Annotated in this window: 13 protein-coding genes and 1 riboswitch; of the genes, 11 read left to right on the forward strand and 2 right to left on the reverse strand. The window is 68.7% G+C overall.

Annotated elements, in window-relative coordinates; translation table 11 throughout:
* Nucleotides 1-5: 5 nt before the first annotated feature.
* Together hyi and ACZ5V4_RS10005 are read right to left on the reverse strand one after the other, a co-directional pair.
* The gene (hyi, locus tag ACZ5V4_RS10000; protein WP_464314707.1) at nt 6-791 is read right to left on the reverse strand and encodes a hydroxypyruvate isomerase; all 786 of its coding nucleotides are present in this window, start codon (nt 789-791) and stop codon (nt 6-8) included.
* 28 nt (nt 792-819) lie between these two features.
* Nucleotides 820-1,509 (reverse strand): GntR family transcriptional regulator, encoded by a 690-nt coding sequence (locus ACZ5V4_RS10005; protein ID WP_464314708.1) that lies wholly within the window; start codon nt 1,507-1,509, stop codon nt 820-822.
* 182 nt (nt 1,510-1,691) lie between these two features.
* Here ACZ5V4_RS10005 and ACZ5V4_RS10010 point away from each other — a divergent pair, with 182 nt between their 5' ends.
* From ACZ5V4_RS10010 to fliD, 11 genes are all read left to right on the forward strand, one after another.
* Nucleotides 1,692-2,420 (forward strand): hypothetical protein, encoded by a 729-nt coding sequence (locus tag ACZ5V4_RS10010; RefSeq protein WP_464314709.1) that lies wholly within the window; start codon nt 1,692-1,694, stop codon nt 2,418-2,420.
* A gap of 86 nt (nt 2,421-2,506) precedes the next feature.
* Nucleotides 2,507-3,286 (forward strand): DUF4198 domain-containing protein, encoded by a 780-nt coding sequence (locus ACZ5V4_RS10015; RefSeq protein ID WP_464314710.1) that lies wholly within the window; start codon nt 2,507-2,509, stop codon nt 3,284-3,286.
* A gap of 10 nt (nt 3,287-3,296) precedes the next feature.
* On the forward strand, nt 3,297-3,914 hold the full coding sequence (locus tag ACZ5V4_RS10020; RefSeq protein WP_464314711.1) for a hypothetical protein: 618 nt from the start codon (nt 3,297-3,299) through the stop codon (nt 3,912-3,914).
* Nucleotides 3,915-4,161: 247 nt separating this feature from the next.
* Nucleotides 4,162-4,341, forward strand: a riboswitch (cobalamin riboswitch).
* A 143-nt stretch (nt 4,342-4,484) separates the two neighbouring features.
* Complete coding sequence (locus ACZ5V4_RS10025; RefSeq protein ID WP_464314712.1) at nt 4,485-5,381, forward strand: sirohydrochlorin cobaltochelatase; 897 nt, start codon at nt 4,485-4,487, stop codon at nt 5,379-5,381.
* Nucleotides 5,378-6,385 (forward strand): FecCD family ABC transporter permease, encoded by a 1,008-nt coding sequence (locus tag ACZ5V4_RS10030; RefSeq protein WP_464314713.1) that lies wholly within the window; start codon nt 5,378-5,380, stop codon nt 6,383-6,385. Before ACZ5V4_RS10025 ends, ACZ5V4_RS10030 begins: the two co-directional genes overlap by 4 nt.
* Nucleotides 6,378-7,145 carry an ABC transporter ATP-binding protein gene (locus tag ACZ5V4_RS10035; RefSeq protein ID WP_464314714.1) on the forward strand — a complete coding sequence of 256 codons (768 nt, stop codon included), beginning with the start codon at nt 6,378-6,380 and terminating at the stop codon, nt 7,143-7,145. The genes ACZ5V4_RS10030 and ACZ5V4_RS10035 overlap by 8 nt, the downstream gene beginning before the upstream one ends.
* Nucleotides 7,142-8,008 carry an ABC transporter substrate-binding protein gene (locus tag ACZ5V4_RS10040; protein WP_464314715.1) on the forward strand — a complete coding sequence of 289 codons (867 nt, stop codon included), beginning with the start codon at nt 7,142-7,144 and terminating at the stop codon, nt 8,006-8,008. Before ACZ5V4_RS10035 ends, ACZ5V4_RS10040 begins: the two co-directional genes overlap by 4 nt.
* Nucleotides 8,005-8,709 carry a precorrin-2 C(20)-methyltransferase gene (gene cobI / locus ACZ5V4_RS10045; RefSeq protein WP_464314716.1) on the forward strand — a complete coding sequence of 235 codons (705 nt, stop codon included), beginning with the start codon at nt 8,005-8,007 and terminating at the stop codon, nt 8,707-8,709. Before ACZ5V4_RS10040 ends, cobI begins: the two co-directional genes overlap by 4 nt.
* 216 nt (nt 8,710-8,925) lie before the next feature.
* A complete protein-coding gene (locus ACZ5V4_RS10050; RefSeq protein WP_464314717.1) occupies nt 8,926-9,813 on the forward strand; it encodes a flagellin N-terminal helical domain-containing protein in 888 nt (295 codons plus the stop codon).
* Nucleotides 9,814-10,056: 243 nt separating this feature from the next.
* Entirely contained in the window at nt 10,057-10,944 is an 888-nt protein-coding gene (locus tag ACZ5V4_RS10055) for a flagellin N-terminal helical domain-containing protein (RefSeq protein WP_464314718.1), read from the forward strand.
* Nucleotides 10,945-11,082: 138 nt separating this feature from the next.
* Nucleotides 11,083-12,762: a flagellar filament capping protein FliD gene (fliD, locus tag ACZ5V4_RS10060; protein WP_464314719.1), complete on the forward strand. Its 1,680-nt coding sequence runs from the start codon at nt 11,083-11,085 to the stop codon at nt 12,760-12,762.
* Nucleotide 12,763: the final 1 nt, after the last annotated feature.

The raw sequence follows: 12,763 nt of genomic DNA on the forward strand, positions 1-12,763 counted from the left end.
GTCGTTTAGAGCGGGTAGCCCATGCGGGCAGCGAACCCGAGCGAGGCGCGGGTGTCGGGCAGGGGGATGTATTCCAGGCCCACGTGCCCCTGGTAGCCCAGGCGGTCGAGCTCGGCGAAGAGGAAGGGGTAGTTGATCTCGCCGGTGCCGGGCTGGTTGCGGCCCGGGTTGTCCGCCACCTGCACGTGGCCGATGCGGCCCAGGTGCGCGCGGATGGTGGCCGCGAGCTCGCCTTCCTCGCGCTGGGCGTGGTAGACGTCGTACTGCATCTTCACGTTGGGCCTGCCCACCTCGTCCAGTATCTCCAGGGTCTGGGCCGAGGAGTGCAGGAAGAACCCGGGGATGTCCTTGCGGTTGATGAACTCCACCAGGAGCGTCAGGCCTTCCGGCGCGAAGGCGTCGGCCGCCAGGCGCAGGTTCGAGACCAACGCCTCGCGGCAGGCCTCGGGCGAGGCCCCGGCCGGGGTCTTGCCCGCCAGGCAGTTGACGTTGGCCACGCCCAGAGCCTTGGCGTAGGCGATCGCCCTGGGCACGCCCTGGGCGAACTCCGCCGTGCGGGCCGGGTCGGCCGCGATGCCCCGGTCGCCCGCGGCCCAGTCCCCGGCCGGGAGGTTGAAGAGCACCTGGGCGAGGGCGTTCTCCTTCAAAAGCCCGGCCAGCACGGCGGGCTCGTGGTCGTAGGGGAAGAGGTACTCCACGGCCTTGAAGCCCGCCTCCCGGGCGGCCGCGAAGCGTTCGAGAAAGGGCAGCTCCGTGAAGAGCATGGTCAGGTTCGCCGCGAATCTGGGCATGGGCGTCCTCCTTGGGATGCGCGGTTTGTCAGCTGTTGCCGGGGCCGGCCTGGGCGCGCAGCTCCTCCAGGGACTGGGCGATGTGGCGGCGCATGGCCTCCTCGCTCGCGTCCGGGTCGGCTGCCGCAAGGGCCTCGATTATCGATAAGTGATCGGGAATTGTATCGTCCCACGGGCGCGGGTTTCCGTGCAGGTAGGCCGAGGCGAGCATGTTCACCGGGGTCATGGCCGCGAGCAGGTAGGGGTTGCCCGAGAGCTCGGCCAGCCTGCGGTGGAAGCGCCTGTCGCGGTCGATGAACAGCCTGTGCGCCTCGGGCGTGTCCGGAAGGCCGGCCATGGCCTGCCAGTCCCGACGCATCTCCAGGGCCTCCTCGCGGCTCACGGCCGTGGCCGCGAGCCGGGCGGCCAGCGGCTCCAGGCGCTCGCGAACCTCGTAGAGCGCGACCATCCGGGGCGGGTCCAGTCCGCGCACGTAGATGCCGCGCCTGGGCACCCACTCCAGCAGGCCGTCCTGGGCCAGGCGCTTGAGGGCGTTGACCAGGGGGGTGCGGCTCACGCCGAGCTCCGAGGCCAGGTCCTCCTGGACGATGCGGGCCCCGGGCTCGAACTGCCCGGAGGCGATCATGTCGCGCACCTGGCCGTAGACCTTGTCGTCCAGGTTCTCGTGCTCGATGGGCCGGGCCTTGGCCCGGGCCGCGCCGGGGGTGCCTGTCTTCATGGGCTCGAGCGTAGCCCCGGGGCCAAGGCCGGTCAATATGAATTTTGAATTCAAAATGCACTCTGCGGAGTCCAGTCCCCTCCGCAAGGCCCGGCCTCGACAGGCGCGTGCCCATGCGCTACCTCAGTGGACCGCCGGAGCGATCCCTTCCGGTGCAAACCGCCAACGAAAGGGGACCCCGCATGCGCGTTCTCGCAACCGCCCTCTTGGCCCTGAGCCTCCTCACGCCCACCCTGGCCCGGGCGGGCGACCCCGTGCAGGCCGGGCAGTGGCCGCGCCTGCCCCAGGACGCGCGCATGGCCTACATGACCGGCGCGGCGGCCGGGGCTTCGGCCTTCTCGCAGGCCCAGCCCGGGGCGGCGAAGCTCGCGCGCATCCGCGTGGACCAGGCCGTGACCAATATGGACCACCTCTCCCGCGACCCCATGTACGCCCGCAAGCCCATCTCCTCCGTGGCCCTCCAGGCCCTGACCCACGCCCAGGACACCGGGGTCTCCTTCGTGGAGAAGGGCTCCGAGGTGCGCGACCCCCAGTTCGACCAGATGATCCTCTTCGACCGCCCCTGGCTGGCGCCCATCGACCTGGACGCCCTGGTGCCCCGCCAGGTCCCGGGCTCCGGCCCCACCTACGCCCGCACCTGGCTCGACTCGGCCCAGCACCAGAAGCAGTTCTTCGTGGAGGGCTTCGGGGACATGGTCTACCAGCAGTGCCTGGACAAGTACGGAGACACCCCGGCGGGCCAAGGCTGCCTGAAGCCCCTGGCCCCGTTGCCGCCGGACGTGGTCCTGGCCGAGATGGACGCGATCTACCGCGACAGGCAGTTCGAGCGCGTGCCCTACGACAAGGTGATCCGCGCGGCCCTGGCCAAGATGGCCGGGGGCGACTGGCGCGCGCTGCTCGCCGCGAAATAAGCGGCCCGCACCGCGTGGCACGCATTGCCTTTTCGTGTTTGCTTGGTTACACGAACAGGCAATTCATGTCACAAGGAGATGCCTGCATGTTCGTCAGACCGCACGTTTCCGCGTTCCTCGTCCTCGTGTTCGCCCTTGCCCTGGCTTCCCCGGCCCGGGCCCACTTCGGCATGGCCGTGCCGGACAAGAACATCGTCACCAAGGACGGCCCCAAGTCAGTGAGCCTGGACCTGCGCTTCTGGCACCCCATGGAGAACCAGGGCATGAGCCTGGAGAAGCCCAGGCTCGAAGCGGTCGTTGACGGCAAGAAGCAGGACGTCTCTTCCGCGCTCGTCCAGGCCGACATCGACGGCAAGAAGGCCTGGAAGGCGGACTACGCCGTGAAGAAGCCCGGCGTGACGGCCCTGGTGATGACGCCCCCGGCCTACTGGGAGCCCGCCGAGGACAAGTTCATCATCCACATCACCAAGACCGTCATCGGCGCGCTCGGCGAGGAGGAGGGCTGGGACAAGCCCGCCGGGTACAAGCTCGAGATCGTGCCCATGGTCAAGCCCTTCGCCCTGTACGCGGGCAACGCCTTCACCGGGAAGGTGCTCTTCAAAGGCAAGCCTCTGGCCAACGCCGAGGTGGAAGTGGAGTTCTTCAACAAGGACGGCGCGCTCAAGGCCCCGGACGACGCCTACGTGACCCAGGTGGTCAAGACCGACGGCGCGGGCGTGTTCACCTACGCGGCCCCGTGGGCTGGCTGGTGGGGCTTCGCGGCGCTCACCGACGACGACGCCAAGATGAAGCACGACGGCAAGGACAAGGCCGTGGAGCTCGGCGGGGTCATCTGGGTGTACTTCCACCCCGCGCCCGGCAAATAGGGGGATATTCTTGAACGCTCGAAAGATCCTGGCCTGCCTGGCCGCCCTGCTCCTGGCCGCGTCCCTTACTGGGGGCGCGGCCCTTGCCCACAAGGTGAACGTCTTCGCCGTGGCGGAGCGCGGCGTGATCACGGGCGAAGGCTACTTCGGCGGCGGGGGCAAGGCCATGAACTGCCCTGTGGAGGTCCTGGACGCCAGGGGCGCGCTGGTGGCCTCCGCGCGCACGGGCGCGGACGGGTCGTTCTCCGTGCCAGTCCCGGCCGGGGCCGAGCCGCCGCTTCGCGTGGTGCTCAAGGCCGGGGAAGGCCACCAGAACGACTTCACCCTCACGGCCGCCGACCTGGGCGGAAAAGCTCCCGCGCCGGTCCAGGCCGCCGCCTCGCCGCCCGCGCAGGCCAAGCCGACCCCGTCAGTGGCCCAGGGGATCGACGAGGCGGCGCTTACGTCCCTGGTGGAGGCCGCCACGGCCAAGGCCGTGGAGGAGAAGCTGGCCCCGCTGCGCCTGGAGCTCGCCAAGCTCGCCGCACAGGAGAGCACCGGCCGCCTGCGCGACATCGTGGGCGGGATCGGCTGGATCGTCGGGCTCGTGGGCATCGTGGCCTGGTTCAAGAGGCCTGCGAAGAAATAGCCGTGTCTCGGGGAGGCTTTAGCCTTCCCGGACACCATCCTGGCAGGGTTCTGCCCTGCACCCCGCTATAGTTTCGCGTCGACCACCGGTTGCCGCGACACGTCACGGCAAGGGTGAAACCCGCGAAGCGAATCGCCGGGGTCCGGGGGCAGGCCCTGCCCCCGGCGGGTCAAGGGCGGAGCCCTTGCGTGGTTCGGGGCGGCGCCCCGCACGTATCCCCGCCTTTGACATCCCGCCCCGTTTGTCCTAGCTCAAGGCCTGCCTGGGTGCCCATCGGGGCGCTAAAAGGGAATCCGGTGCGAAACCGGAGCGGTCCCGCCGCTGTATACGGGGACGAAACCCGCTCACGCCACTGCCGCAAGGCGGGAAGGCGCGGGGAGTAGGCTGATCCGTGAGCCAGAAGACCTGCCCAGGCCTCATCCGTGTCGGCCATGCGAGGTACAGCGGCCACATGCCTATCTCCAAGCGCACACAGGAAGCTCCCTCCCCAAAGGCGGAGCCGCCCCGCGCCGGGCGTGCCTGTTTCGCCTCGCAGGATGGCCAAAACCATCACTTCCCGAGGAGGAAACGATGAAGCGTCTGGCGGTATCCGTATTTCTCGTCCTTTTCGCCCTCCAGTCCGCGGCCCTGGCCGCAGGCCAACCCAAGCAGCCGCCCAGGTGGGGCATCGTCCTGGCCGCGTTCGGCTCCACCAAGCCCCAGGGCATGGCCGGGGTGGAGAAGGTCAAGGCCCGCATGGAGGCCGCCTTCCCGGGCGTGCCCGTGAAGGTGGGGCTGACCAGCCGTCACGCCGTGGCCACGCTCAAGGCCCCGGGGCTGCTCGCGGCCATGGCCCAGCTGGCCGACGAGGGCTGCTCCAATGTGTTCGTGCATCCCCTGCACGTGAGCGCGGGCTCCGAATACAAGGACATGGCCGCTCTTGCCGCGGCGCTCAACTCCCTGAACAAGCAAGGCATCGAGAAGCCGCCGTTCGGCAAGGTCGTGCTCGGCGAGACGGCCCTCGGGCGCACGCGCGGCGGCGACCCCAAGGCCCTGGCGGAAACGGCCGAGGCCCTGGCGGGCGACGCCGCCCAGGCCAGGGAGCAGGGCGCGGCCCTGGTCTACGGCGCGCACGGCAACCCCAAATGGCCAGCCACCGAGGTCAAGGCCTTCCAGGCGGCCATGGCCAAGGCCTACCCCGGGGTCACGGTGCTGGCCGCCACCATGGAGTCCAGCCCCGGCGTCGAGGACGTGCTGGCCGGGCTCAAGAAATCCGGCAGGAAGAAAGTGATCATCTACCCGCTGCTCTTCGGGGCCGGGGTGCACGCCGAGGAGGACCTTTGCGGCCCCGAGCCCGAATCCTGGAAGACGCTCTTCGAGAAGGCCGGGTACAGGGTGGACTGCCGCATGCGCGGCCTGGGCGAGTCCGACGCCTTCGCGGACATGATAGTGGAGCGGGCCAAGGCGGCCATGGCCAAGGCCAGGTGAACCGCGCGCCGGCCCTTCTGATCCCGGCGCTGGCCGCGCTCGTGCTGCTGGCGGCCGGGAGCGGGGCCGTGCCGGTGGACCCCCTGGACACGGCGCGCGTGCTCGCGGGCAGGCTCCTGGGCCTCGACGGGCTCATGGACGCCGTGCCCGAGGCCGCACGCGCCCTGGTCTGGGACGTGCGCCTGCCGCGCATCATGACCGCCCTGGCCGTGGGCGGGGCCTTGGCGCTCTCCGGGGCGGTCTTCCAGGGCGTGCTCACCAATCCCCTGGCCGACTCCTACACCCTGGGCGTCTCTGCCGGAGGGGCCTTGGGCGCCTGCCTGTGCCTCATGGCCGGGTTCACGGGCCTGGGCGTGCTCTCCGTGCCCGCGTGGGCCCTGGCCGGGGCCGCGTGCGCCCTGGCCGTGGTGCTCTTCATGGCCCGGGCAGGGGGCGGGTTCGACGCCGTGACCCTGGTTCTGGCCGGGGTGATGGTGGCGGCCACGCTCCAGGCCGCCATCGGGTTCGTGAAGTTCCTGGCCGGTGAGAACGTGGCCGGGCTGGTGTTCTGGCTCATGGGCGGGCTCTCGGCCAAGACCTGGGCCGAGGCAGCGATCGCCTGGGCGGGGCTGGGCCTGGGCCTGCCCGTGGCCGTGTTTCTCGCCCGGGACCTGGACGCGGTGTGCCTTGGCGACGAGCAGGCCCGGGCGCTCGGCGTGCCCGTGGGCCGGGTGCGCCTGGCGCTTCTGTGCGCGGCCTCGGCCATGACCGCGTGTTCCGTGGCGGTGTCGGGCATCGTGGGCTTCGTGGGGCTCATCGTGCCCCACGTGGCGCGCCTCGCCGTGGGGCCGTCGCACCCCAGGCTTCTGCCCGTTTGCGTGGGCGGGGGGATGCTCCTCCTGCTCGCGGCGGACACGGCCTCGCGCGCGCTGCTCGCCCACGAGGTGCCGGTGGGGGTGCTCACGGCCATGCTCGGCGGCCCGTACTTCTGCTTTCTCTTCATAAGGAGCAGGAGCCGTGCTTGAGGCGCGCGGCCTGCGCGTCGACCTGGGGCGGGGAGTGGTCCTCGACGGGGTGGACCTTGAGCTCCAGGCTGGGGACTTCCTGGCCATCGTGGGCCCCAACGGCGCGGGCAAGACCACGCTCGTGCGCTGCATGGCGGGCATGCTCGCCCCGGACGGCGGGCAGGCGCTCCTTGCCGGGCGGCGCGTGGGCGATTATTCCCGCCGCGAGTTGGCCCGCCTGGTGGCCTACGCGCCCCAGGACTCGGGGGAGCGCTTCGGCTTCACCGTGCGCGAGGGCGTGCTCATGGGCCGCCACCCCTGGATGGCCCGCTTCGGCAAACCGTCGCCCGAGGACGAGGCCCTGGCCCGGGCGGCCATGGAGGCCATGGACGTGGCCGGTCTGGCCGACCGCCCGCTCAGGGAGCTCTCGGGCGGGGAGCGGCGCAGGGCGGCCCTGGCCAGGACCCTGGCCCAGGCTGGGAGCCCCCCCGGCGCGGCGCTTCTCCTGGACGAACCGGCCGCCGGGCTGGACATCCGTCACGCCCTGGCCTGCATGAAGGCCCTGGCGCAAAGGGCGGGGCAGGGCGCGGCCGTGGCCGTGGTGCTGCACGACCTGAACCTGGCGGCCATGTTTTGCCCGAGGATGCTCATGCTGAAGGACGGGCGCGTGGCGGCCCACGGCCCCACGGATAAGGTGCTCACCCCCGGGACCGTGGCCGGGGTCTTCGGCGTGCGCGCCCGGGTGGAGGATGGCAACGTGAGATTCCTGGAGGAAGCGTGAGGCCCGTGCGCCTTCTCGCCGCGCTGGTTCTGGCGCTCGCCCTGGCGTTTCCGGCCTGGGCGCAAGGCGGCGCGGAGCCTCGCGTGGTCAGCCTGTACGCTGCCCACGCCGAGAACCTCGTTGCCATGGGCGCGGCCGGGCTTCTTGTGGGCGTCAGCGAACCCCTGCCCGGAGTGGACGCGCCCGTTGTCGGGGCGCGCGACGGGGCCGAGGCCATCGCGGCCCTGCGCCCGGACCTGGTGCTGGCCAGGCCCATGCACCGCGTGACCCGGCCCGGGCTTTTGGAGCAGTTGGAGCGCCTGGGCATCCGCGTGGCCTGCCTCCAGCCCGGGTCCGTGGGGGAACTCGAGGAGTATTGGCTCGAACTCGGCCGCTTGGCCGGGCGCGAAGCCCAGGCCCGCGAGATGGCCCTGAGTTTCGGCCGGGAGATGGCGGCCCTTCGCCAAAAGGCGGCGGCGATACCCGAAGAGAAGCGCAAGCGCGTGTTCTTCGAGTCCATCCACCGCCAGATGAAAACCATAAGCCCCGGGTCCTTCGCGGCCTACGTGCTGGAGAGCGCCGGGGCAGTGAACCTGGCCGCCGACGCGCCGCCCGTGGGGGAGACGAACATCGCCTCCTTCGGGCTCGAGCGGGTGGTGGCCCTTGGAGACAGGATGGATGCGTATCTGGCCCAGAAGGGTCCCATGAACCCGGTGAGCGCGGAGGAGATCGCGCGCACTCCCGGGCTTTCCACGCTCAAGGCCGTGCGCGAAGGCCGCGTGCACCTGATCGACGAGGCCCTGGTGGGCCGCCCGACCCCGCGCCTGCTCGAGGGCGTGGCCGCCGTGTCCGCCGCGCTCTATCCCGGGGGGCTGCCCCAGTGAGCGCGCCCGGCGTTTTGCACGCGGTGGGGGTGGGCCCGGGCGACCCGGAGCTCGTCACCCTGAAGGCGGCGAGGGTCTTGAATTCGGCGGACGTGGTCTTTGCCGCGTCGTCATCAGGCAACGACCACTCCCTGGCGCTCTCCATAGCCGGGGCCCACGTGCGCCCGGGCACCCCCGTGGTGCGCCTGGGCTTTCCCATGACGCGCGACGAATCCGTGCTGCGCGCCTCCTGGGAACAAAGCGCCAGGACCGTGCTCGAGGCGCTCGCCCAGGGGAAGAGGGCGGCCTTCATCACCCTGGGCGACCCCATGACCTACTCCACCTTCGTCTACCTGCGCCGGACCATGCTCGAGATCGAGCCGGGCGCGTTGATCGAGGTGGTGCCGGGCGTGAGTTCCATCCAGGCCTCGGCCGCCGTGGCCGGGGTGGACCTGGCCCAGTCCGGCGAGAGCCTGGCCGTGCTCTCGGGCGTGGACGACCCCGACCGGCTGCGCAGGGCCCTGGAGGCCTGCGACGGCGCGGTGATCCTCAAGGCCTACAAGAGCTTTCCCGCGCTCAAGGCGCTTCTGTCCTCCATGGGCCTGGCGGACAAGGCCGTGCTGGTGAGCCGCTGCGGCCTGGAGGGCGAGGCCGTGGTGCGCGGGCTTAGGGATTGCCCGGACAGGCCGCCCTATTTCTCGCTTCTTCTCGTGAAAAAATAAAAAAATAAAATATCTTTTAACCACGGCAGGTTGGCTCGATTTCTTGGGCCGGCTTGCCGTGGTTTTTCGTGTTTTCTCCGGGTGGCGCCCTAAAGAACCGCCCCGCGTAAACGATAAGTACGCCAGAAAGGGTGCAGAAGCGCGGCTCTTCCTTCCGGGGGGAGGGGAGAAGCGGCGCAAGGCAAGGATGCCACCGCAATTCAAGGAGGAATCGCAATGTCACTGGTTATCAACCACAACCTGATGGCCCAGAACGCCGCCCGCAACCTGGCGGACTCGTATTCGAACCTGGCCGTCTCGACCCGCCGCCTGTCCTCGGGCCTGCGCGTGGGCACCGCGGGCGACGACGCCGCCGGCTTGGCCGTGCGCGAACTCATGCGCGCCGACATCGCCTCGCTCAACCAGGGCGTGCGCAACGCCAACGACGCCATCTCCATGATCCAGACCGCGGACGGGGCGCTGGGCGTCATCGACGAGAAGCTCATCCGCATGAAGGAGCTGGCGACCCAGGCGGCCACGGGCACCTACACCTCGGACCAGCGCCTGATCATCGACTCCGAGTACCAGGCCATGGCCTCGGAGATCACCCGTATCGCCAAGGCCACCGACTTCAACGGCATCTACCTGTTGAACGGCAACCTCTCGGCCGCCACGCACAACGGCGCGGGCATCAACTCCACGGGCAAGCTGAAGGTGCACTTCGGTTCGGGCAACCTCTCCGCAGAGGACTACTACTATATCCAGATCGGCACGGCCACGGCCTCGGCCCTGGGCGTGGGCATGGGCGCCTCCGGCAGCGCCGGCCGCTCCATCTCCACCCAGCAGCTGGCGCAGCAGGCCCTGGACCAGCTGAACACGGCCATCGTGTCCAAGGACAAGATCCGCGCGAACCTGGGCGCCCTGCAGAACAGGCTGTCCAACACCGTGCAGAACCTGCAGATCCAGGCCGAGAACCTCCAGGCCGCCGAATCGCAGATCTCCGACGTGGACGTGGCCACCGAAATGACGGAGTTCGTGCGCCAGCAGATCCTGACCCAGTCCGCCGTGGCCATGCTCTCCCAGGCCAACAGCCTGCCCAGGATGGCCATGCAGCTTCTGGGCTAGCAAGCGTTTCTTCCTGGAAGAGGGAAAGAGAGACTCCCCCTTCCTCCGTGGAGCCGGGCCGCGAAAGCGGCCCGGCTTTTTCGCGCCCGAAATCGCGGGAAGCCCCTAAAGGAAATTCCGGGGAGGACGATATGAAGGTCAAAGTCGCCGCGCCACGGCCGGGTCAGGGACCCGGACGAAAGGGAAAGGGTCCCGGCGCGAGCGCACGGCAAGGATGCCAATCTCTTTCACGGAGGAAGAACCATGTCTCTCGTTATCAACCACAACTTGATGGCAATGAATGCCTCGCGCAACCTGTCGGAATCGTACAGCAGCCTGGGCGTTTCGACCCGCCGCCTGTCTTCCGGCCTTCGCGTGGGGACCGCCGCTGACGACGCCGCCGGCCTGGCCGTGCGCGAACTCATGCGCGCCGACATCGCCTCCCTCAACCAGGGCGTGCGCAACGCCAACGACGCCATCTCGCTGATCCAGACCGCGGACGGAGCCCTCGGCGTCATCGACGAAAAGCTCATCCGCATGAAGGAACTGGCGACCCAGGCGGCCACGGGCACCTACACCTCTGACCAGCGTCTGATCATCGACTCCGAGTATCAGGCCATGGCCTCGGAAATCACCCGTATCGCCAACGCCACCGACTTCAACGGCATCTACCTGCTGAACGGCAACCTCTCCTCCTCCACGCACAGCGGGGCGGGCCTGGTGGCCTCCGGCAAGCTGAAGGTCCACTTCGGCACCGGCAACCTGTCCGCCGAGGACTACTACTACATCCAGATCGGCACCTCCACGGCTTCGGCCCTGGGCGTGGGCCTGGGCGCCGCTGGCACCGCCGGCCGCTCCATCTCCACCCAGCAGCTGGCGCAGCAGGCCCTGGACCAGCTGAACACGGCCATCGTGTCCAAGGACAAGATCCGCGCGAACCTGGGCGCCCTGCAGAACAGGCTGTCCAACACCGTGCAGAACCTGCAGATCCAGGCCGAGAACCTCCAGGCCGCCGAGTCGCAGATCTCCGACGTGGACGTGGCCACCGAAATGACGGAGTTCGTGCGCCAGCAGATCCTGACCCAGTCCGCTGTGGCCATGCTCTCCCAGGCCAACAGCCTGCCCAGGATGGCCATGCAGCTCCTCGGCTAACGCCGGGAGCGGCTGAACCGACCGAAGAATCCGGCCGGGCCGCGCGAGCGGTCCGGCCGTTTTCGGTGGCGGCGCGATGATTGCTTACCCCCTTGTCGAGGCGTGAGGCCCAGGCAAAAAATTCCCAGGGGTGAGGCCATGGCGATCGGAGACGTGACTACAGGAACAACATCGGGCCAGGTGTATTTCTCGGGCCTCGGCAGCGGCACCGACTTCGACACGATGATCAAGAAGCTCGTGCAGGTCGAACAGAGCCGCGTCAAGACCTATGAAACCTGGAAGAAATCCTGGCTGGACAAGAACACGGCCTTCAAGGACCTCAACTCCCGCATGCTCACCCTGCGCAGCACCCTGCAGGGCATGGACACCATCAGCGAGTTCCTGAAGAAGGCGGCCGCGTCGAGCAACACGGGCGCGCTCACGGCCACGGCCGGGGGCGAGGCCGAGACGGGCACGCACTCCTTCAGCGTGGTCCAGCTGGCCAAGAACAAGATGATGGTCACCACCTCGGGCCCGGCCACGCTCACCGACGACATCAACTCCCTGGCCACCTCCGCCACCTTCAACTACACCTACAAGGGCGTCACCGTCTCCAACTCCGTCCCGGCCACGGCCACGCTCACCGACCTGGTGAACATCATCAACGCGGGCTCGGGCAACACCGGGGTGCGCGCCTCCACGATCTACGACGGCACGCGCTACCACCTTCAGTTGCGCGGCCTGGACACCGGTTCCAACGCGAGCCTAGTCATCGCCCCCAGCACCACCCTGCCGGGCTACGGGTCGGCCGGGTTCTCCACCACCCAGCAGAACCAGGACGCCAAGTTCAAGATCGACGGCTGGCCGCTCTCCAACGCCTACATCTCGCGGCCGTCCAACTCCGTGTCCGACGTGATCACTGGGTTGACGCTCAACTTCAAGTCCTCGGGCGCGGGCACCATCACCGTGAACACGGACGTGGACGCCGTGGTGCAGAACGTGCGCACCTTCATCGACCAGGTCAACGAGGTGCGCGCCAAGATCAAGGAACTCACCAAGTACGACTCCACCACCAAGCAGGCGTCGATCCTCACGGGCAACTACGGCCTGCAGATCATCGACTCCATCATGAAGAACATCACGGCCGCCCCGGGCGTCGGCTTCGACCGCACCCGCGACGACTACATCTCGGTGGCCTCGGTGGGCCTCTCCACCGACGCCACCGAGGGCTCGGCCACCCAGGGCCTGATCCTGCTCGACGAGGAGCGCCTGCGCGAGGTGCTGGCCTCCAACGCCTACTCGGTGGGCAAGATTTTCTCGGCCAACCACCTGGGCGACACCAACAGCGCGGACATGACCTACAACTCTTACATCGACGGCATCACCAAGGCCGGGGAGTACACGGTCAACTACACCGTGGCCGGGGGCAAGATCACCTCGACCACCATCAACGGACACCCCGCGACCTTCAGCTCCAATTCCGCCTTCATCACCGGCGCCTCGGGCCAGGACGAAGCCGGTCTGGTGGTCAAGGTGAACAACCTGACCAACGGGACCTACTCGCACAAGGTCAACCTGCGCCTGGGCAAGACCTCCGAACTGGTGGACGAGCTCGCCGACCTGACCAACGCTGACACCGGGCCGCTCGGCATCCTTCAGAAGAACTACGTGACCATTTCGGACAACATCCAAAAAAAGATCGACAACGAGAACCGGCGCATCTCCCTGATGGAGAAGCACATGCGCGACAGGTTCTCCAAGCTGGACGCGCTGCTTGGGCAGTACAGCTCCATCCAGACCCAGCTTTCGTCCCAGATTGCCCAGTTGGGCAAGGAGTAGG

The organism is Fundidesulfovibrio sp. YSD1 (assembly GCF_055397115.1).